We start from the raw sequence: 19,273 nt of genomic DNA, 5'->3' as shown, positions 1-19,273 counted from the left end.
TGTACTGCTCTGAATAATTTGTAGAAATCTACCTTAGGTTGAGTTACTCTTGGCGATATTTCAATAGGGGGGCTTTTAGATGAAAAATAAACTTTTGGCGGAATTCTTTGGGACCTTCTGGTTGGTCCTTGGGGGCTGCGGCAGCGCGGTATTGGCGGCTGGCGTGCCGGATGTCGGGATTACGTGGCTTGGCGTCGCGCTGGCTTTTGGCCTGACCGTGCTGACGATGGTCTTTGCGCTCGGGCATATTTCGGGCGCGCATTTCAACCCGGCGGTCACGCTTGGGCTCGCGCTGGCAGGGCGTCATCCGATGGGTCAGGTGCTGCCTTACTGGGGCGCGCAGGTAGTCGGCTCGATTGTCGCCGCGTTTGTCCTGTTCCTGATCGCCTCTGGCGCGGCCGGGTTCTCCGGGACGGGTGGCTTTGCGACTAACGGCTATGGTGAACTGTCGCCAATGGGCTATTCGATGAGCGCCGCTCTCATCACAGAGGTCGTGTTGACGGCGTTCTTTGTGTTGGTGATCCTTGGGGCGACCTCGGGCAATGCGCCGGTCGGTTTCGCCGGGGTGGCCATCGGTCTTGCGCTGACGCTGATCCACCTGATCTCGATCCCGGTCACCAACACGTCGGTGAACCCGGCGCGATCAACCGGCGTGGCGCTCTTTGCCGAAACGGCGGCGTTGAACCAGCTCTGGCTGTTCTGGATAGCCCCGCTGGCGGGTGCCGCGCTGGGGGCGGCGATCTGGACGGTGATGGAGCCTGCGCGGCTCAAGGCGACGGCCTGAGCCGCTTGTGGGGCCTGTAGCCCCGGCCCGATCCGCTAACAAAGCAGATTAGCCGATGCCGGTTTCTTCCAGCATGCCGCGCCGTTTGGCTTCGTAATAATAGCCGCGCGAGTAATGTTTTACCGCGTTGTCAAAGCTACCGTCAGCCAGCAACCATGCCCCGCGCAGGTACTTGCCCGCGTATTTGAGGTTGGTTTCCGCATCGAGCAGATCCATCGGTTCGCCCCGGAAGCCCATCGAACGGGCCGTCGCGGGCAGGATCTGGAGCAAGCCGTAATAGGGCCGGTTGATCGCCTCGGGGCGATGCGTGCTTTCACGGATCGCGAGACGGTGCACCAAGGGGCGCGGGATTTCATAAAGGTCGGCGTATTGGTTGATCAGGCGGCGCAGTTCGGGTGTTTCGTTGGGATAAAGCGGCGGGCCTGCGCGTGTGACCGTATCGTTGCCAGTGCCGCTGCACGCGGCGAGGGGAGAGACAAGGGGCAGCGCTGCAATGGCTACAGTTCGGCCCAGAAAACGGCGACGCGAAAATACCTGCATTTATCCATCCTGAATGTTGCGAGGGCAATTTAGCCAACCGGTCCTATCTGGCAAGTCGTTAAAAATCCCATAGGCTGTGCTTTGCCGAAGCCCGCATGGCCTTGAGAAGCATCACTTTTCCTGTTTTCCGCTGTGGAGTGTTAAAAGCTCTCGGGCCGTTCGAAAGTGTCGGGCTGAGTGTTTCGGTTTCAGGGTCAGGCAATGTAATCAATGGCTTACTTTCGGATTCTGGCAAAAGAGAAGTGCCGTTATGTGCGCACTGAAGGGACTGGAATGGCGCGAAAGATTAAGGCTGGCATGGACCCGCAAATCCCTAAAAACAAAAAAAGCCGCGCGAAACCGCGCGGCTTTAATTCAATACGACAGGTTCCTTGATCAGGAAGCGGTGTTCTCGTCGTCCTCGGAGGGCGTTTCCGCGACACCGGCAGTTTCCGCCAGATCGTCGTCGTCGGAAGCGGCGCTGCCGATATCGTCGAACAGTTCCTGGATCTCGAATTCAGCTGCTGCTTCTTCCTCGGCGGCCAGTTCCTGAATGGACTTGCCGGAAGCCTGAAGCTCGGCCTCTTCGGGCGAACGGGCAACGTTCAGCTCGATGGTGACCATGACTTCGGGGTGCAGGTGCACTTCGACTTCGTGCAGACCCAGTTCCTTGATCGGCGTACGGATGATGACCTGCTTGCGGTCGATCTTGTAGCCGGCTTCGGTCGCGGTATCCGACGCGTCACGGGTGGTGACGGAGCCGTAGAGGTTGCCGCCGTCGGAGGCCTGACGAATCACGACGAACTGCTGACCGTTCAGCTTTTCGCCCAGAGACTCAGCTTCTTTGCGGGTCTCGAGGTTGTTGGCTTCGTACTGGGCTTTCTGCGCTTCGAAGGCTTCGATGTTCGCCTTGGATGCGGTCAGAGCCTTGCCCTGCAGCAGGAGGTAGTTGCGTGCATAGCCGGGCTTAACGTCTACGACGTCGCCCATCTGGCCAAGCTTGGCCACACGTTCCAGAAGGATAACTTGCATGTCTCTCTCCTTACTTCACGGCGTAGGGAAGCAGGGCGAGGAAGCGGGCGCGCTTGATGGCGCGAGCCAGTTCGCGTTGCTTCTTGGCCGAAACGGCGGTGATACGGCTGGGCACGATCTTGCCACGCTCGGAAATGTAGCGCTGCAGAAGACGGGTGTCCTTGTAGTCAATCGCGGGAGCATTGTCGCCCGAGAAGGGGCAAACTTTGCGACGGCGGAAAAATGGTTTGGTAGCCATGATTTAGCGTCCTTTTCTCAAGCGTTCGGATCAGCGGCGTTCGCGGCGTTCGCCACGGTCGCGGTCATCGCGTTTCTGCATCTGGACCGACGGGCCTTCTTTATGCTCGTCGACCTTGATGGTCAGGACGCGCATCACGTCGTCGTGCAGGCGCATCAGACGTTCCATTTCCTGAACGGCGGTTGCAGGCGCGTCGGAACGCAGAAAGGCGTAGTGGCCCTTGCGGTTCTTGTTGATCTTGTAGGCCATCGTCTTGACGCCCCAGTACTCGTGATCAACGAGGTTGCCGCCGTTGTCGGTAAGGACCGAGCCAAAGTGTTCGATGAGGCCTTCGGCTTGCGTGTTGGACAGATCCTGACGCGCAATCATGACATGCTCATAGAGTGGCATGCGTACTCCTGTTTATATCAAGGCGCATTTCAAAGGAGGGGCCTTAGCCTTTTGCGGCCCCACCACGAGAGACTGCGCGGTTCATGTGTTTTCGCAAAAGGAAGGGCTCATATACACGCTTTACCGCTCAGGGCAAGCCTGTGTTTCTGCGCGCCACCTGCGGGCTGGATGATGCTCTTTGTCCGGTGCCCGTAGATTTCCCCGCCCGCGCCGCAATCTAGTCGTTTTGTTAACGATAGATGTCAAACAACAGCCGGAGCCCCAGCGGTGCCCGGCGGGTGGTGGAACGGGTGCAATGCAAATGACGCAGCGACGAGGGCTGGAAAGCGCAGGCTTTGACGATCACCCACCGGTGATGCTGACCTTTGCTGCCAACTGGCCGCTGCGCATCGTATTGTTCCGTGTCGCGGGAACGGCGCTTGTCCTGAGCGCGGCCGGCATCTGGCTGTTCGTCGATCAGGTCGCTGACGGGCAGATGGTTATGTTCAAGCTGGGCACCTCGCTTTTCTTCTTTCTATGTGGGCTTGCGCTCTTGATGCGTAACCACGTCGACAACCAGCCCGATGCCTATTTCGATCCGATCCGCCAGGAAATCCGCGTGCTCCAGAAGGACGACAGCGGACGTCCCCGGACGATCCTGCGCCGCAGCTATGACAGTATTGGCGGTGTCGAGTTCTTTCCAGATGCGGTCGAGGTCTTTGACCTCGACGGAAGCCTGCTGATGCGGCTTGCCACTGGCGATGATCTGGTTCGCAACAGCCTGCGCGCCCAGTTGGGCGGCCTAGCCAAACCGGACGCCTGAAGGCGACCGGGCAGAGTTGTGTGTTAACGAGTATCGGGCCGGCCTCCGGGGGCCGGCCCAGTTTGTTTCTCTCCCCATACGTTGCGTTGGTTTGCTGCGCGCTATATGCCACGCAAAAATGGATGAGGATGTTTTTCATGAGCAAGGCACTGGTATTCCCCGGACAGGGGGCGCAGGCGATTGGCATGGGGCAGGCGCTGGCTGAGGCCTATCCTGCGGCTCAGGCGGTATTCGACGAAGTGGACGATGCGCTTGGCGAACCGCTGAGCAAGCTGATCTGGGACGGCGAAATCGAAGAGCTGACCCTCACTCAAAACGCACAGCCCGCCCTGATGGCGACATCCATTGCCGCCCTGCGGGCGCTGCAGGCCGAGGGTGTCTCGGTTCAAAAAGCGGCCTTTGTTGCAGGGCATTCGCTGGGGGAGTATTCCGCGCTTGCGGCGGCAGGCAGCCTGAGCGTGGCCGATGCCGCGCGGCTGCTGCGGACACGCGGACGCGCCATGCAAGAGGCCGTACCCGTCGGTGTCGGCGCGATGGCCGCTATTCTGGGCCTTGATCTGGAGGCGGTCCGCGAGGTCGCGGCCGAAGCGGCCCAAGGCGAAGTCTGCGAAGCTGCCAATGACAATGACCCGGCGCAGGTTGTGGTTTCGGGGCATCGGGCGGCTGTCGAACGGGCGGTCGAGATTGCCAAGGCAAAGGGCGCCAAGCGCGCGATGCTCTTGCCAGTGAGCGCCCCGTTCCATTGTGCGCTGATGGCCCCGGCAGCCGAGGTCATGGCCGAGGCGCTGGACGCGGTGGAAATCAAGGCACCCGTCGTGCCTCTGGTGGCCAATGTCATCGCCGCGCCAGTCAGTGACCCGGCCGAGATTCGCCGTCTTCTGGTCGAACAGGTCACCGGGTCGGTCCGCTGGCGCGAGAGCGTGGCCGCAATGGCGGCGGCGGGCGTGGACGAAGTCTGGGAGATCGGTTCGGGCAAGGCCCTGTCTGGCATGATCCGCCGTATCGAACGGTCGATTTCCTGCAAGGCGGTCGGCACGCCGGACGATGTCCGCTCGGTCATCGTCGGCGGCTGAGGAGTTCAGGCGATCTCGGGGAGGTCGACCGCTGTGCCGATCTGGCGGGCGATCTGCTGCCTTATATAGGGAGCAGTATCGTCCGGCATGATTTCGATCATCGTGATGCCGGCGCGGCGCAGGGCTTCTCTCTTGACCGCGTCGCGCATGAAAGCGCCTTTCTGGAAATGGCCGGAGCCTTGGTATTCGATCGCGGCGGCAATGAAACCGCTGCGATCTATGATCGCGATGTCGAGCCGCTTTGAATTGATGCAGGCAAAGGCCGCATCCGCATCGGTTATTTTGTCGGCAGTGGTGCGCAGCAATTCGCCGAGGCTCGTTTGTGCCATGACACGGTGTCCCTGGCCGAGTTCGCGGCAATAGTTTTCCACGATGGGCAAAATCCGCGCCTCTTCCTTGTTCAGAAGACGGACCTTTTGAAACTTGGCCCTGTTGATAACCGCGAGTTGCTGGACTGGGTCATGCAGGGCCGGTCTCGCAGGCTCCGCCGATTTTTTCTTGCGGGCCTGAATGGCGTTGAAAGCTGCTGAATAGGAATACCGTTTGCGCGGATAGCGCGATTTATAGCCGGACTTGCCTGAAGGGTGTTTCGACCGCCGGCGTTGAAGTAGTTTTCGTATCGCGATGGCTGCGCAGGTCATGGCAACGACGAGGATGATGATCTCTGCCAGCGGCAACTGGCCAAGCAGGCTGGTTCCGGGCAGATCGATGCCGGTATCCCGGGCTTCGACGGTCTTCCACATCGGTTCGATATCCTTGAAATCAATGTTTGGCGGTGCAATACGCACCGGGGATAGACCGCGAATTGGGAATTTTTAGGGCCAAATCGCCTCAAACGGGAGTTTTGCATGTTTGATCTGACGGGGAAGTGCGCGCTGGTCACCGGTGCTTCGGGTGGTATTGGCGGTGAAATCGCGAAAACCCTGCACGCGGCAGGGGCCGTGGTCGGCCTTTCGGGCACACGCGTGGAGCCGCTGGAAACGCTGGCTGCCGAACTGGGCGAGAGGGCGTTCGTTCTGCCCTGCAACCTGAGCGATGCCGAGGCGGTATCGGGGTTGGTCAAGCAGGCCATCGAGGCGATGGGATCGGTCGACATCCTTGTAAACAACGCCGGCATTACGCGGGACAACCTGTTCATGCGCATGTCGGACGAGGAATGGCAGAGCGTCATCGACGTGAACCTGACTGCCACCTTCAAGCTGTGCAAAAGCGCGCTGCGGGGCATGATGAAGGCGCGCTGGGGCAGGATCATCAACATCAGCTCGGTTGTTGGTGCGACCGGGAACCCGGGCCAGGGAAATTACGCGGCGTCCAAGGCGGGCGTGATCGGCATGTCGAAATCGCTGGCCTATGAAGTGGCAAGCCGCGGGATCACCGTGAACGCGGTGGCACCCGGATTCATCACCACGGCGATGACCGACAAGCTGACGGATGAGCAAAAGTCAGGGATTCTGACCCAGGTGCCTGCAGGGCGCATGGGTGACGCGTCGGAAATCGCGGCGGCAGTGTTGTATCTTGCCAGCCCCGAAGCGGCCTATGTCACTGGAAGTACCTTGCATGTTAATGGCGGTATGGCCATGTTCTAGGCGGGGAAGGGGGCGCAGGGAAAGCGTTTGCCATTGTCGCTGCGTATGCTATAGGCGGCGCAGATTCCGGCAGGTGGAGCCAATCGGCCCCTTTTTGTCGTCCCCGGATAATCCGGGAAATAGCCGCTCCGTTACGGGGTGAAACGGAACCCATCCCAAGCGGGTAAGGGCAGAATAGGGCAAATAGCCCGGCAAAGAATGAGGAACGGACATGAGCGACGTCGCAGACCGCGTTAAGAAGATCGTTGTGGAACACTTGGGTGTTGAAGAAGAGAAAGTGACCGAGAACGCGTCGTTCATCGACGATCTTGGCGCGGACAGCCTTGACACCGTTGAGCTGGTCATGGCGTTCGAAGAAGAGTTCGGGATCGAGATCCCCGATGATGCGGCCGAAACCATCCAGACTTTCGGCGATGCAGTGAAATTCATCAAAGAAGCATCCTAAGCCTTTCAGGATACTCTTTTAAACGGCGTCTCCCGGCAAGGAGGCGCCGTTTTTCGTTTCAGCGCCGAGTTGCCTCTTGCGCTTGTCGGGCGGGAATTGTCCATTGGTCTGAACGAGGCAGGCAGAAAGGACGGGCGCCAAATGATCCGATCCATTCCGAACATAAACACGTCACGGCTGGCATTGCGGGCGATGCGTCCCGAGGATTTCGACCATTACGCTGAAATCGCGACTTTGCCCGAGACTTTGCGCAACCTGAGCGGACCGGCCTGGGGGCGTCGTCGGGCCTGGGAAGCCTTTCTGCGTAATGCCGGGCATTGGCAAATGACCGGATTCGGTCAATGGGCTGTGACAGAACTGGCGACGCGGCGCATGATAGGCCACGTGGGCTTCTTTTACGGTACCGAGCCCGTTGGTGAAGATTTCGATTCCTTTCCCGAGGCGGACTGGCTGCTGGTGCCCGAAGCGCAGGGCAAGGGGCTTGCCATCGAAGCGGCCAATGCGGCCCATGACTGGCACGACCGTGTCATTCCCGGTGCCCTCGTGATCCGCATCAATCTGCGCAACACGCCGTCCCTGCGCATGGCCGACCAGTTGGGGTACCGCGAGTTAAGACGGACCGGTGAAGGCGACGATCCCGTGATCCTGATGCGGCGCAATGGTCCGCCGACGGCGCGATAAACTCGACAGGGTCTTCTGCGGCAATTGTGCGAATTGGCGCGACGTAAGCTCACTTTATGGTAGAGTGATCGGACGATCACTAAGACTGTGGAGGACAGCCATGTTGATTTATCCCACCATCGAAATGCTGAACGGCCAGTGCGTGACGCTGGACAAGGGCGACCTTGAACAACCGTCCATCTGGCACGTAGACCCGGTGAAACTGGCGGAGGAGTTCGCGGCAGCCGGGGCAGAGTGGATGCATCTGACCGATCTGGACGGGGTCATGGGGAGTGACCGTAACACCGCCCTTGTCGAGCAGGTGATCCGGTCTGCAGGGATACCCGTTCAGCTTGGCGGTGGTTTTCGCAGCCGGGAGGCTGTCGAGCGCTGGATCGATAAGGGCGCGGGACGAATCGTCATTGGCACGCTTGCCGTGCAGGATCCCGAGCTGGTGCGTGTTCTGGCCAAGTATCATCCGGACCAGATTGTCGTCGCGCTTGACGTGTTCGAGGGCAGGGTGATGACGGAAGGCTGGCGCCGGTCCAGCGCCTTCAGCCCCGAGCAGGTGATCGAGGCTTTTGCCGATGTGCCGTTGGCCGCGATCATCGTGACAGACGTGGCAAGCGACATCGTGCAAGTCGAAGCGCAGCTTGGTCTGATCTCGGGGCTGGCGCAGATTTCACGAACTCCGATTATTGCCAGCGGCGTGGTGCGGACGGTGGATGACATTTCCCGGCTCAAGTACGTAGGGAACATCTCGGGTGCACTGGTCGGGCGAGCGTTGTTTCGCAAGACCATCGATCTTGGCGAGGCACTTGCCGTGGCGCGGCCGGGAACTGAGCGGGTCGCAGCCTTTATCTAGTGGTCCTGACGCGAAAATTACCTCATTGTTGAGCCGGTAGGCGCATTTGCGCGGAGTGTCCGGGGCTTGCACTCTTGCCCCTGAGCCCCTGTGCGGGGTATGAGCGGTTCGCGATTGGAAACGATATAGCAGTAATTCAACAGGCAGAAGGGCAGTTCATGCGCAGAGTTGTCGTAACGGGGCTGGGGTTGGTAACTCCTCTGGCAGATGGCGTCGAGCACAGCTGGTCGCGGATTCTTGACGGGCAGTCAGGGGCGGGACCGATCACGCAGTTCGACACGGAAGGGCTGGCCACGACCTATGCCTGCGAAGTGCCGCGCGGTGACGGCGAGAACGGAACGTTCAATGCCGACAAGTACATGGCCCCCAAGGAACAGCGCAAGGTCGATACCTTCATCATGTTCGGGATTGCAGCGGCCAAGCAGGCAGTCGAGGATTCCGGCTGGATGCCGACCGAAGAAGAAGACCTTTATCGGACCGGTGTGCTGATCGGCTCGGGCATCGGCGGTCTGAACTCGATTGCGAATACGGCTGTCATGATGGAAGAGAAAGGCCCGCGCCGGGTCAGTCCTTTCTTTGTGCCGGGGGCGCTGATCAACCTGATCTCGGGTCAGGTGAGCATCGAGTACGGCTTCAAGGGGCCGAACCATTCGGTCGTCACGGCCTGTTCGACGGGTGCCCATGCCATCGGGGACGCCAGCCGCATTATCGCCCTTGGCGACGCGGATGTAATGGTAGCGGGTGGCGCCGAGGCAGCAATCTGCCGGATCGGTATCGCCGGGTTCAACGCCTGCAAGGCGCTGTCGACCAGGCGCGCGGATGATCCCACCAAGGCAAGCCGCCCCTATGATGCGGATCGTGACGGCTTTGTTATGGGCGAAGGTGCCGGGATCGTGGTATTGGAAGAATATGAACACGCCAAGGCGCGTGGCGCCAAGATCTATGCAGAAGTGCTTGGATACGGAATGTCGGGCGACGCTTATCATATCACGGCCCCTTCCGAGGATGGCAACGGTGCGGAACGGTCGATGCGCGCCGCACTCAAGAATGCCAAGCTGGAAGCGAGCGATATCGATTACATCAACGCGCATGGCACCAGCACGATGGCCGATACAATCGAACTTGGCGCGGTGGAGCGCCTGATGGGCGATGCGGCGGGCAAAGTGACCATGTCCTCAACCAAATCGGCAACCGGGCACCTGCTGGGCGCGGCCGGGGCGATCGAAGCCATTTTCTCGATCCTTGCGATCCGAGATCAGGTCGCACCGCCGACGATCAACCTGGATAATCCGGCGGTGGAAACCCCGGTCGACCTTGCGCCGAATGCAAAGCGTGAGCGCAAGATCAACGTTGCCCTGTCGAATTCCTTTGGCTTTGGCGGGACCAACGCCAGCGTCATTTTTGGAAAGATGGGCTGATGTGGCGCAGCCTTGCCTCGAATATGCTGACCTTTCTGGTTGTGGGGCTGTTCCTGATCGGTGGAATCGTGATCTGGGGACAGTCGCAATACACGTCCTCTGGTCCGCTGAGCGATGCGATCTGCCTGCGGGTCAAGAGCGGATCGAACATGTCCGAGGTCAGCCGGCAACTGGCTGATCAGGGTGCGGTCACCAATCCCGCGATCTTTCGTATCGGGGCGGATTACACGGAAAAGTCCAGCCAGTTGAAGGCTGGCAGCTTTCTGATCGAGGAAGGCGCCTCGATGCAGGAGATCGTGGATAGCGTCACCCGTGGCGGTGCGAGCACCTGTGGCACCGAGATCGTCTATCGCGTCGGTGTGACCAGCATCGAGGCGCGTGTGCGCGAACTTGATCCAACCACGAACGAATTCGTGGAGCGGGCAGCTTTCGATCCTGCCGGGGAAGAAGTACCGGAAGTGTTCACCGCACGCCGTGCGGAGTCCGATACCCGCTATCGCGTGGCTCTGGCCGAGGGTGTAACCAGCTGGCAGGTGGTCGAAGCGCTCAAGGCGATGGACATGCTGGAAGGCGAGGTGGCAGAGGTGCCGGCGGAAGGAACGCTTGCGCCTGACAGCTACGAGATTAGCGAAGGCGCCACGCGGGTGTCCGTATTGGAGCGGATGAGATCGGCGCAGTCAGCCCGATTGAACGCAGCATGGGAAGCGCGGGACCCGGATCTGCCGCTTGAGACGCCGCAGGATCTGCTGATCCTCGCGTCCATCGTCGAAAAGGAAACCGGCGTGCCGAGTGAGCGCGGGGAAGTTGCCAGTGTCTTCGTCAACCGGCTGAATGCGGGTATGCGTCTTCAGACAGACCCGACGGTCATCTATGGCATCACGAAGGGGCAAGGCGTTCTGGGGCGCGGCCTGCGGCAAAGCGAGCTTCGCCGTGCTACACCGTGGAATACCTATGTAATCGAAGGGCTTCCCCCAACGCCGATTGCAAACCCGGGTCAGGCGAGCCTTGATGCGGCAGCGTCTCCGACGGCGACAGATTACGTGTTCTTTGTTGCTGACGGCAGCGGGGGGCACGCGTTTGCGACGACGCTTGAGGACCATAATCGAAACGTGGCGAAATGGCGCCAGATCGAAGCGGAGCGGGCGAACAATTAAGATAGCGTTACTGGCCATCGTGCGGCGTTAATGAGAATTACGTAATGATCGCACGGTGTTACAGGTCTTTCTTAACCTAAATTAACTTGACATTCCGACCGGTCTTATGTAGGTTTTTCCTATGATCGGAGAAGAAAAGTCAGCCACGGGCGAGCGCCCGGAGGCTGACTTTTTTTTCCGTCATGCTGCGGCAGAACCTTGGGTGTAAGGATACCAGGCCGAAATGACCGACAAGACCTCAGAAAAACGACTGTCTGAAGCGACGCAGATTCTGCGCTCGCTTCGGGACTCGGTGTGTAGGGTCCGTCAACAGGCAGAAATACTCATGGAAAACTTACAGGAAGGGGAATTTTCGAGTCTTGAACGAATGAGAGAACAGATCGTGGCAATCGAAGGGTTGATCCGTATCTGTCAGAAAACGGAGATCAGCCTTGTCGAGCATTTGGAAAAGGACGCAGGAGGTCAACGAACCGGGCAATTCCTCAACCTCGAAGATGCCCGGGCAGAAGTTGAGAGCAGACTCGCTCGCATCTATGCCGAAAGAGGTGTGGGAGACATTCCTGAATGAACTGAGCGAGCAGGAAATCTGCGCACTGCCATACCTATTTGATTTCTGGGCCTTGCCCCATCAGAGAGCGCCAGAGGGTAAGTGGCGCTCTTGGCTGGTGCTGGGCGGGCGCGGTGCCGGCAAGACCCGCGCCGGTGCTGAATGGGTGCGCAGCCAGGTCGAAGGAGCGCGTCCTGACGACAAAGGCAAGGCGTCGCGCATTGCCCTTTTGGGAGAGACCTATGATCAGGTGCGCGAAGTCATGGTCATGGGAGACAGTGGCATTCTTGCCTGTTCGCCGCCGGATCGCAGACCGGAATGGCGGGCGAGCGAGCGGAAGCTGGTCTGGCCCAACGGCGCTGAGGCTCAATTCTTTTCAGCGCATGATCCGGATGGGCTTCGCGGACCGCAGTTCGATGCGGCATGGGCAGATGAACTTGCCAAGTGGAAGAAGGCTCAGGCCACGTGGGATATGCTGCAATTCGCTCTGCGGCTAGGGTCGGACCCGAGGGTTTGTGTCACCACTACGCCAAGAAACGTTCCGGTTCTCAAGGATCTGATGGCGCTGAAGTCAACCGTGACAACGCAGGCGGCGACCGAAGCGAACCGGGCCAATCTCGCCAAAAGCTTTCTTGCGGAGGTGCGGGAACGCTATGCCGGGACGCGACTGGGACGGCAGGAGCTTGACGGAGTACTGGTCGCGGATACCGAGGGCGCATGGTGGACCGGAGAAATGCTCGACAGGGCGCGCTGTCTGTCGGTGCCGCCGCTTGACCGTGTTGTCGTTGCCGTCGATCCGGCGGTATCGTCAGGTTCCAAAGCGGATGCCTGCGGGATCATCGTTGCCGGTGCGCAAGTTCAGGGGCCGCCGGAGGACTGGCGGGCCTATATCCTTGCCGATTGCACGATCAAGGGCGTGGGGCCGGTCGGATGGGCCTGTGCAGCGATTGCGGCGATGGATGCCCATGGGGCGGAAAAGCTGATCGCCGAGGTCAATCAGGGCGGACAGTTGGTCGAAGAGGTGATCCGGCAAGTCGATCCGCTGGTTCCCTACAAGGGCGTTCACGCGACACGCGGTAAGGTCGTGCGGGCCGAGCCAGTCGCGGCATTGTATGAGCAGGGGCGCGTGCGACACGCCGAGGGTCTGAGCGAGCTTGAAGAACAGATGGGCCTCATGACATCGCGCGGCTATGAGGGAGAAGGCTCTCCGGATCGGGTGGATGCGCTTGTCTGGGCGGTGCATGAGCTGCTGATCGCGCCTGCCAACCAATACCGCCGTCCACGCGTCAGGATCCTTTGAACCCCACCGTACGGTCACTTTTTCGGGCGTTAGCACTTGGCGGCTATTCAGTATCCCAAGCGACCGGAGCGGCCTTTGCGGGGCTGCCGGAGATTGAGCCAAGGAGCATCAGAGATGGTTTTGGATTTCCTGCGGAAGGCAAGCGAGCGCGACGCGCCGGAACGAAAGGCCAGCGCCACGGGGCCGGTTGTCGCGTTCCAGTCGAGCGGCCGCGTCGCATGGAGCGCGCGGGATACTGTCTCGCTGACCCGGACCGGATTTGCCGGGAACCCTGTCGGTTTCCGGTCGATCAAGCTGATTGCCGAAGCGGCCTCGGCCATTCCGCTTGTGCTTCAGGATTGCACGCAGCGTTATGATACCCACCCGGTACTGGATCTCGTGCGTCGGCCGAATTTAGGTCAAGGCCGGGCTGAGCTTTTGGAAGCGCTGTTCTGTCAGTTGCTGCTGAGCGGGAATGCCTATGTCGAAGCCGTTCTGGGGGAAGAGGGTCTTCCGCTCGAGCTGCATGTGCTGAGATCCGATCGCATGCGTGTGGTGCCGGGGCCGGATGGCTGGCCCATCGCCTACGAGTACTCAGTGGGCGGGCGCAAACACAGGTTCGACGTGGGCGCGGCGGGTTCTGCAATCTGCCATGTAAAGAGCTTTCATCCGCAGGATGATCATTATGGTTTGTCGCCGATGCAGGCGGCTGCGATGGCGATTGACGTGCACAACAGCGCCTCGCGCTGGTCCAAGTCGCTTCTCGATAACGCGGCTCGTCCGAGTGGGGCCTTGGTTTATCGCAGTACGGATGGCTACGGGTCGATGGCAGAGGATCAGTTCCAGCGCCTGTCGGAAGAGATTGAGGCAAATTACCAGGGGGCGCGGAATGCGGGCCGTCCGATGGTGCTTGAAGGGGGGCTGGACTGGAAGCCGATGGGATTCAGCCCCAGTGACATGGAATTTCAGAAAACCAAGGAGGCAGCGGCGCGCGAGATAGCGCTGGCCTTCGGGGTGCCGCCGATGCTGCTCGGTATTCAGGGGGATGCGACCTATGCAAACTACCAAGAAGCGAACCGGGCGTTCTTTCGTCTGACTGTGCTGCCGCTGGTGACACGTGTCAGCAGTGCCTTGTCCAACTGGTTGTCGGAATTCACGTCGGAAAGTCTCGATCTGAAACCGGATCTCGATCAGGTGTCTGCGCTGGCCGCCGAACGCGATGCGCAATGGGCACGGGTCAGCAATGCGGAATTCCTGACCAACATGGAGAAGCGCGCCTTGCTTGGTCTGCCGGCCTTGCCGGAAGGGGAGAGGGATGAGTGAAAACTGGAGGAAATACGAACCCTTCGAATGTGCGCCGGGGCTGAAATTGGCAGCGCATGAGAAGGTTTGCCAGATCCATCAGGATAACATGAACAAACGGCTGGATCGGCTGGAAGAACTGATTGAGCGACTCGAAAGACGTCTTTGGTTGGCGGTATACGGGGTGGCTGCCGTCATCCTCGCCCAGGCGTTTCAATCTGTCATCGTCTCGTCTCAGTGAGACAGTTCACGAAAACACAGAATGAGGAAGGCGTCATGGAGAGTGAGTATGGACTGGAGCACAAATTCCAGAAGTTCGGAGGCGGCATCCGAATTCGCGACAAGTCGGTGATCGAAGGATATGCCAGCCTGTTCGGAGAGCCCGATCAGAGTGGCGATATCGTGCAGAAAGGCGCCTATAGCGAAACCATCCGCAAGATCTGCGCGGCCGAAGACCGGGTAAAAATGTTATGGCAGCACGATCCCTTGCAGCCGATCGGTGTATGGGACGAAGTGCGGGAAGACGGGCGCGGGCTTTGGGTCAAGGGGCGCTTGCTTGACTGCACGCAGCGGGGACGCGAAGCCGCCGCCCTGATCGAAGCCGGGGCGATCGATGGATTGTCCATCGGGTACCGGACCATCAGATCGACGAAGGATGACAGGGGCCAGAGGCTTCTGACCGAACTGGAGCTTTGGGAGGTTTCGCTTGTGACCTTCCCGATGCTGTCCAGCGCGCGTGTCGCCTGCAAGGGGGAAGACCCTGCCGCGGATGACAGTCTGCGTGAACTGGCAGCTGCTTTCGAGGCGGCGCGACTGGAACTGGCAGGCCGGTAAGGCTGCTTTCCGAAAATTGAAACAGAGGATGTTCGCATGAACAAGACCGAGACGAAGGCTCGGGCCGGGGAAGATCTGTCACCGGTTCTGGCGCTGAAACGGGCGGTGACCGGATTCATCGAAGACTTCGGCGGTTTCCAATCCGCCATGGAAGCAAAACTGAAACAAACGGAAGAGCGACTGACAATGCTGGATCGAAAATCACAATTGGCGGCGCGTCCGCATCTTGCCGGGTCTACCGATCAGGGGGCTCCGCATTGCAAGGCTTTCAACGCTTATCTGCGGTCCGGCGATGACGACGCATTGCGCGGGCTTGAAATCGAAAACAAGGGATTGTCCACCGTGGTCAACAGTGATGGTGGCTACCTTGTCGACCCGCAGACATCGGAACGTGTCCAGTCGGTGCTGTATTCGACCGCCTCGATCAGATCGATTGCCTCTGTGGTCAACGTCGAAGCGACGACATACGACGTGCTGGTGGATCACGCCCAGATTGGCGCAGGATGGGCAAGCGAGACTTCTGCTGTCGCGGAAACCGCGAGTCCGCAGCTGGACAGGATTTCGATCCCCCTGCATGAACTCTGCGCTTTGCCAAAGGCGTCGCAGCGGCTGCTTGACGACAGTGCTTTTGACGTCGAAGGCTGGCTGGCGGGGCGTATTGCCGATAAATTCGCCCGTGCGGAGGCGGCCGCATTCATCGAAGGCGACGGGATAGATAAGCCGCGCGGCATATTGGATCACACCAAAGTCGATAACGGGGCCTGGTCATGGGGGAACATCGGTTATGTCGCAACCGGGGTCGATGGCGAAATTGGCGATGCCGACGCGATCGTCGATTTGATCTATGCGCTGGGCGCGCAGTATCGGGCCAATGCGACCTTTGTGATGAATTCCCGTACGGCCGGCATGGTGCGGAAGCTGAAGGATGCGGATGGTCGGTTCCTGTGGTCTGACGGCATGGCTCAGGCCGAGCCCGCACGCCTGATGGGGTACGCGGTTGTCGTGGCCGAAGACATGCCCGACGCCGAGAGTGACAGTTTCTCGATCGCATTCGGCGATTTCAATGCCGGGTATACGATTGCCGAGCGTCCTGACCTGCGTGTGCTGCGCGACCCGTTCAGCGCGAAGCCGCATGTACTTTTCTACGCGACCAAACGCGTCGGCGGAGACGTTTCGGATTTCGCCGCCATCAAGCTGTTGAAATTCGGCGTCGTCTGAACCTTCCGCCCAAGATGAGGCCGGATCGCCGGCCTCATGCCGGGGGCGTCTCACCAATAGCCGTTCCAAGTTGTCCTGCTGGGCGATCCTCGTCGAGCAATGTCGGATAATCAGCCCGTGCAATTCACGAGGGCCGTATCGGATAGGCGGAATTTACGGAGTGAATTCATGATGTTGATCGAAGAGGCAACTTTGCCTGATACGGCTCTGCCGGTTGATCAGTTCAAAGCACATCTGCGTCAGGGAAGCGGCTTTGCCGAAGACAGTTTGCAGGATGCAGTTATCAAGGGTTTCTTGCGCGCGGCCATCGCCGCCATCGAAGCGCGCACGGGTAAAGTCCTGATTTCGCGCGCCTTCCTCTGGACGCGATCCGGTTGGCGCGACCGGTCCGGGCAGACGTTGCCTGTCGCACCGGTTAACGCCATCACGCAAGTGACGCTGATCAACGCGTTGGGTCAGGAGACGGATGTGCCGCTCAGCCAGTTCCGGCTTGAGCAGGATAGTCAGAGACCGCGCATCCGCCCTGTCGGTGGCGTGCTTCCGATGGTGTCGCTTGGTGGGTCAGTGCGGATAAGGTTTATTGCCGGATTTGCCGAGGTTTGGGAGGCCTTGCCTGCAGATCTAGCACAAGCCGTGCTGCTTCTGGCCGCACATTACTATGAATATCGTAACGAGACTGTGCTGAGCGACGGGTGCATGCCCTTTGGTGTGGCCAGCCTTGTCCAGCGTTACCGGCCGTTGCGTGTGACGCCGGGGTATGGCCAATGACCTTGCCCAACCTGAACCGGTTGCTGATGCTGGAAACGCTTGAGCGTGTGCCGGACGGTGGTGGCGGCTATTCGGAGGTCTGGGTGCCGCTTGGCCATCTCTGGGCCAATGTAAGCGCCCGTACGGGTCGGGAAAGGTCCGAAGCAGGCGTGCCGATTTCCGCGATGAGTTACAAGATTGTTGTGCGGGGGTCACCCTATGGGGCGCCTTCGCGGCCAAAGCCGGACCAACGGTTTCGGGAAGGTCCTCGGCTGTTTCTTATTCGGGCAGTGGCCGAGCGCGATGATAACGGAAGATACCTGACCTGTTTTGCGGACGAGGAGATCGTCACATGAGCTATGGCGAGGGAGATGCGCTTCAGGCGGCGGTCTATCAAAAACTCAGTTCCGACCCGGAGATACAATCGCTTGTCGGCAGCGCGGTTTATGATGCCCTGCCAAGTGGCACGATACCCCAGACCTATATCGCCTTAGGCGAGGAAGACGTCCGAGATAGGTCGGATGTGACGGGGCACGGTGCCATCCACCGGTTTCGCGTATCCGTGGTGACCGAAGCCTCGGGATATGCGGGGGCCAAGGCCGTTGCGGCAGCGATCAGTGATACGCTTGTGGACGCGAATCTTACCCTGAGCCGTGGCCGTCTTGTCGGCCTCTGGTTCGAACGGGCAACTGCAAGGCGTAGCGGCACGGCAGGAAGCGCCCGTCGTATAGATCTTCGGTTTCGCGCACGCGTCGAAGATTACTAAAATTCATAAATCTGGAGAGGCACAATGGGCGCTCAGAACGGGAAAGACCTTTTGGTCAAAGTCGACATGACTGGCAGCGGCCAGTTTCAATCCATAGCCGGTTTGCGTGCGACGCGGGTCAGTTTCAATGCGGAAACCGTGGATGTTACCAGCCTTGAGAGCCAGGGAGGATGGCGCGAGCTGCTGTCCGGTGCGGGCGTGAAATCGGCGGCGATTTCCGGTTCGGGCATTTTCCGCGACGAGGGAACAGATGAACGCGCTCGTCAACTTTTCTTTGACGGTGAAACGCCAGATTTCCAGATCGTCATACCGGATTTCGGCATCGTCGAAGGTCCGTTTCAGGTGACCTCAATAGAATATGCCGGAAGCCACAATGGTGAGGCGACCTATGAGATGTCACTGGCAAGCGCCGGTGCGCTGACCTTCAGCGCCCTGTGAACAAGATGGCCAACCCTTATTCGGGCGAAGTCAGCCTTGTGATCGACGGGCGGGAGCATGTGCTCAAGCTGACGCTGGGCGCGCTGGCAGAGCTGGAGGATTCGATGAAGGCGGGCTCGCTCGTCGACATGGTTCAGCGGTTCGAAAGCGGTGATTATTCCAGTTCCGATGTTCTGGCCCTGATCCTTGCCGGGTTGCGAGGTGGAGGATCTGCACTGGATGCCCAGGCGCTGCTGACGGCGGATATAGAGGGTGGACCGATGGCGGCGGCGCGGGTTGCGGCCAAATTGCTCGCCCGCGCTTTCATGGTGCCGGGCGAGGCATGACAGCCCTCGATTGGCCTGCATTGATGCGCGCCGGTCTTTACGGGCTGCGCCTGACACCGGAACAGTTCTGGAAACTTACACCCGCCGAACTTCGGCTGATGCTTGGGCAGGGTGGAATGACAGGCGCGATGGATCGCAAAGGTCTTGATCGATTGCTGAATGCTTTTCCGGACGAGGTAACAGGAGATTAAAATGGCTGACCGAGACGGAATTGAAGAGCTCGATGATCGCGCCGAGGCACTGGAAGACAGCCTGAGCGCGGCTGCCAATATGGCGGCAGGCTTTGATAGCGAATTGCAACGGATGAGGGAGTCACTCGCCGCCACGGGTGCAGATGTCGCCGTTCTCGAGCGAGGACTGTCCAAAGGGCTGCGGCGGGCTTTCGACGGCGTGGTCTTTGACGGAATGAAGCTGAGCGACGCTCTGGAGACGATGGCGCGCTCGATGGTTCAGACCTCGTATTCTGCTGCGATGCGCCCGGTGACCAACCATTTCGGCGGGCTGATGGCCAAGGGCGTAAATTCAATCGTCGAAGGTCTTCTGCCGTTCGAGAATGGAGCCGCTTTCAGTCAGGGCAGGGTCATGCCCTTTGCCCTTGGGGGCATCATTTCGGGGGCAACGACATTTCCGATGCGCGGCGGGATCGGACTCATGGGAGAATCCGGTCCTGAGGCGATCATGCCGCTTGCGCGGGGTGCTGACGGAAAACTGGGCGTAAAGGGCGGTGGTAGCTCGGTGAACGTCGTCATGAACATCACCACGCCTGACGTACAGGGCTTTCAACGCAGCCAGGGACAGATCGCGGCACAGATGGGCCGTGCGCTGGGGCGCGGAAACCGGAACCGCTGAA

27 protein-coding genes are annotated in these 19,273 nt (G+C 59.8%); 22 read left to right on the top strand and 5 right to left on the bottom strand.

Translation table 11 applies throughout. The features are described from left to right. Positions 1–79: 79 nt before the first annotated feature. Positions 80–784: an aquaporin Z gene (aqpZ, locus tag ACU0FH_RS01435; RefSeq protein ID WP_446193030.1), complete on the top strand. Its 705-nt coding sequence runs from the start codon at positions 80–82 to the stop codon at positions 782–784. 48 nt (positions 785–832) lie between these two features. Here the strand turns inward: aqpZ and ACU0FH_RS01430 are convergent, their stop codons facing one another. From ACU0FH_RS01430 to rpsF, 4 genes are all read right to left on the bottom strand, one after another. After that, positions 833–1,324 (bottom strand): transglycosylase SLT domain-containing protein, encoded by a 492-nt coding sequence (locus ACU0FH_RS01430; RefSeq protein WP_446193029.1) that lies wholly within the window; start codon positions 1,322–1,324, stop codon positions 833–835. Between the two features lie 375 nt (positions 1,325–1,699). Then, positions 1,700–2,335: a 50S ribosomal protein L9 gene (gene rplI / locus ACU0FH_RS01425; RefSeq protein WP_238370561.1), complete on the bottom strand. Its 636-nt coding sequence runs from the start codon at positions 2,333–2,335 to the stop codon at positions 1,700–1,702. Between the two features lie 10 nt (positions 2,336–2,345). Next, the gene (rpsR, locus tag ACU0FH_RS01420; protein WP_025061827.1) at positions 2,346–2,573 is read right to left on the bottom strand and encodes a 30S ribosomal protein S18; all 228 of its coding nucleotides are present in this window, start codon (positions 2,571–2,573) and stop codon (positions 2,346–2,348) included. Positions 2,574–2,603: 30 nt separating this feature from the next. Continuing rightward, positions 2,604–2,963, bottom strand: a complete 360-nt coding sequence (rpsF, locus tag ACU0FH_RS01415) for a 30S ribosomal protein S6 (protein ID WP_088632599.1) — start codon at positions 2,961–2,963, stop codon at positions 2,604–2,606. A gap of 301 nt (positions 2,964–3,264) precedes the next feature. Between rpsF and ACU0FH_RS01410 the strand changes: the two genes are divergently transcribed. Next, entirely contained in the window at positions 3,265–3,765 is a 501-nt protein-coding gene (locus tag ACU0FH_RS01410) for a hypothetical protein (protein ID WP_238370563.1), read from the top strand. Positions 3,766–3,902: 137 nt separating this feature from the next. Further along, entirely contained in the window at positions 3,903–4,838 is a 936-nt protein-coding gene (gene fabD, locus ACU0FH_RS01405) for an ACP S-malonyltransferase (RefSeq protein WP_446193028.1), read from the top strand. Positions 4,839–4,843: 5 nt separating this feature from the next. On the opposite strand, the gene ACU0FH_RS01400 is transcribed toward fabD, so the two are convergent. After that, positions 4,844–5,581 carry a DUF2726 domain-containing protein gene (locus ACU0FH_RS01400; RefSeq protein ID WP_446193027.1) on the bottom strand — a complete coding sequence of 246 codons (738 nt, stop codon included), beginning with the start codon at positions 5,579–5,581 and terminating at the stop codon, positions 4,844–4,846. A gap of 105 nt (positions 5,582–5,686) precedes the next feature. Between ACU0FH_RS01400 and fabG the strand changes: the two genes are divergently transcribed. The 19 genes from fabG (at position 5,687) to ACU0FH_RS01305 (ending at position 19,272) form a co-directional block, all read left to right on the top strand. After that, on the top strand, positions 5,687–6,424 hold the full coding sequence (gene fabG, locus ACU0FH_RS01395) for a 3-oxoacyl-ACP reductase FabG (protein ID WP_446193026.1): 738 nt from the start codon (positions 5,687–5,689) through the stop codon (positions 6,422–6,424). Between the two features lie 211 nt (positions 6,425–6,635). Beyond that, positions 6,636–6,869 carry an acyl carrier protein gene (locus tag ACU0FH_RS01390; RefSeq protein WP_088632595.1) on the top strand — a complete coding sequence of 78 codons (234 nt, stop codon included), beginning with the start codon at positions 6,636–6,638 and terminating at the stop codon, positions 6,867–6,869. Positions 6,870–7,010: 141 nt separating this feature from the next. Continuing rightward, on the top strand, positions 7,011–7,550 hold the full coding sequence (locus ACU0FH_RS01385) for a GNAT family N-acetyltransferase (RefSeq protein ID WP_446193025.1): 540 nt from the start codon (positions 7,011–7,013) through the stop codon (positions 7,548–7,550). 100 nt (positions 7,551–7,650) lie between these two features. After that, positions 7,651–8,394 carry a 1-(5-phosphoribosyl)-5-[(5-phosphoribosylamino)methylideneamino]imidazole-4-carboxamide isomerase gene (locus ACU0FH_RS01380; RefSeq protein WP_446193024.1) on the top strand — a complete coding sequence of 248 codons (744 nt, stop codon included), beginning with the start codon at positions 7,651–7,653 and terminating at the stop codon, positions 8,392–8,394. A 158-nt stretch (positions 8,395–8,552) separates the two neighbouring features. After that, positions 8,553–9,812 carry a beta-ketoacyl-ACP synthase II gene (gene fabF / locus ACU0FH_RS01375; protein ID WP_446193023.1) on the top strand — a complete coding sequence of 420 codons (1,260 nt, stop codon included), beginning with the start codon at positions 8,553–8,555 and terminating at the stop codon, positions 9,810–9,812. After that, positions 9,812–10,966, top strand: a complete 1,155-nt coding sequence (gene mltG, locus ACU0FH_RS01370) for an endolytic transglycosylase MltG (RefSeq protein ID WP_446193022.1) — start codon at positions 9,812–9,814, stop codon at positions 10,964–10,966. Before fabF ends, mltG begins: the two co-directional genes overlap by 1 nt. Before the next feature lie 223 nt (positions 10,967–11,189). Next, a complete protein-coding gene (locus ACU0FH_RS01365; protein WP_446193021.1) occupies positions 11,190–11,534 on the top strand; it encodes a hypothetical protein in 345 nt (114 codons plus the stop codon). Further along, entirely contained in the window at positions 11,500–12,813 is a 1,314-nt protein-coding gene (locus tag ACU0FH_RS01360) for a DNA-packaging protein (protein ID WP_446193020.1), read from the top strand. The genes ACU0FH_RS01365 and ACU0FH_RS01360 overlap by 35 nt, the downstream gene beginning before the upstream one ends. Before the next feature lie 114 nt (positions 12,814–12,927). Further along, positions 12,928–14,115 (top strand): phage portal protein, encoded by a 1,188-nt coding sequence (locus tag ACU0FH_RS01355; RefSeq protein ID WP_446193019.1) that lies wholly within the window; start codon positions 12,928–12,930, stop codon positions 14,113–14,115. Beyond that, complete coding sequence (locus ACU0FH_RS01350; RefSeq protein WP_088632589.1) at positions 14,108–14,335, top strand: GTA head formation protein, RCAP_rcc01685 family; 228 nt, start codon at positions 14,108–14,110, stop codon at positions 14,333–14,335. Before ACU0FH_RS01355 ends, ACU0FH_RS01350 begins: the two co-directional genes overlap by 8 nt. Before the next feature lie 35 nt (positions 14,336–14,370). After that, positions 14,371–14,928 (top strand): HK97 family phage prohead protease, encoded by a 558-nt coding sequence (locus ACU0FH_RS01345; RefSeq protein WP_088632588.1) that lies wholly within the window; start codon positions 14,371–14,373, stop codon positions 14,926–14,928. Between the two features lie 36 nt (positions 14,929–14,964). After that, positions 14,965–16,146, top strand: a complete 1,182-nt coding sequence (locus ACU0FH_RS01340) for a phage major capsid protein (protein WP_446193018.1) — start codon at positions 14,965–14,967, stop codon at positions 16,144–16,146. Positions 16,147–16,314: 168 nt separating this feature from the next. After that, the gene (locus tag ACU0FH_RS01335) at positions 16,315–16,914 is read left to right on the top strand and encodes a head-tail connector protein (protein WP_446193017.1); all 600 of its coding nucleotides are present in this window, start codon (positions 16,315–16,317) and stop codon (positions 16,912–16,914) included. Then, on the top strand, positions 16,911–17,249 hold the full coding sequence (locus ACU0FH_RS01330; RefSeq protein WP_446193016.1) for a head-tail adaptor protein: 339 nt from the start codon (positions 16,911–16,913) through the stop codon (positions 17,247–17,249). Before ACU0FH_RS01335 ends, ACU0FH_RS01330 begins: the two co-directional genes overlap by 4 nt. Next, entirely contained in the window at positions 17,246–17,659 is a 414-nt protein-coding gene (locus ACU0FH_RS01325; protein WP_446193015.1) for a DUF3168 domain-containing protein, read from the top strand. Before ACU0FH_RS01330 ends, ACU0FH_RS01325 begins: the two co-directional genes overlap by 4 nt. 24 nt (positions 17,660–17,683) lie before the next feature. Further along, entirely contained in the window at positions 17,684–18,097 is a 414-nt protein-coding gene (locus tag ACU0FH_RS01320; protein WP_088632583.1) for a phage major tail protein, TP901-1 family, read from the top strand. 5 nt (positions 18,098–18,102) lie between these two features. After that, a complete protein-coding gene (locus ACU0FH_RS01315; protein ID WP_446193014.1) occupies positions 18,103–18,423 on the top strand; it encodes a gene transfer agent family protein in 321 nt (106 codons plus the stop codon). Then, the gene (locus tag ACU0FH_RS01310) at positions 18,420–18,614 is read left to right on the top strand and encodes a rcc01693 family protein (protein ID WP_446193013.1); all 195 of its coding nucleotides are present in this window, start codon (positions 18,420–18,422) and stop codon (positions 18,612–18,614) included. The genes ACU0FH_RS01315 and ACU0FH_RS01310 overlap by 4 nt, the downstream gene beginning before the upstream one ends. Position 18,615: 1 nt before the next feature. Then, the gene (locus ACU0FH_RS01305; protein WP_446193012.1) at positions 18,616–19,272 is read left to right on the top strand and encodes a phage tail tape measure protein; all 657 of its coding nucleotides are present in this window, start codon (positions 18,616–18,618) and stop codon (positions 19,270–19,272) included. Position 19,273: the final 1 nt, after the last annotated feature.

It is taken from the genome of Heliomarina sp., assembly GCF_052826185.1.
This window is presented reverse-complemented; position numbering and strand designations above follow the sequence as displayed.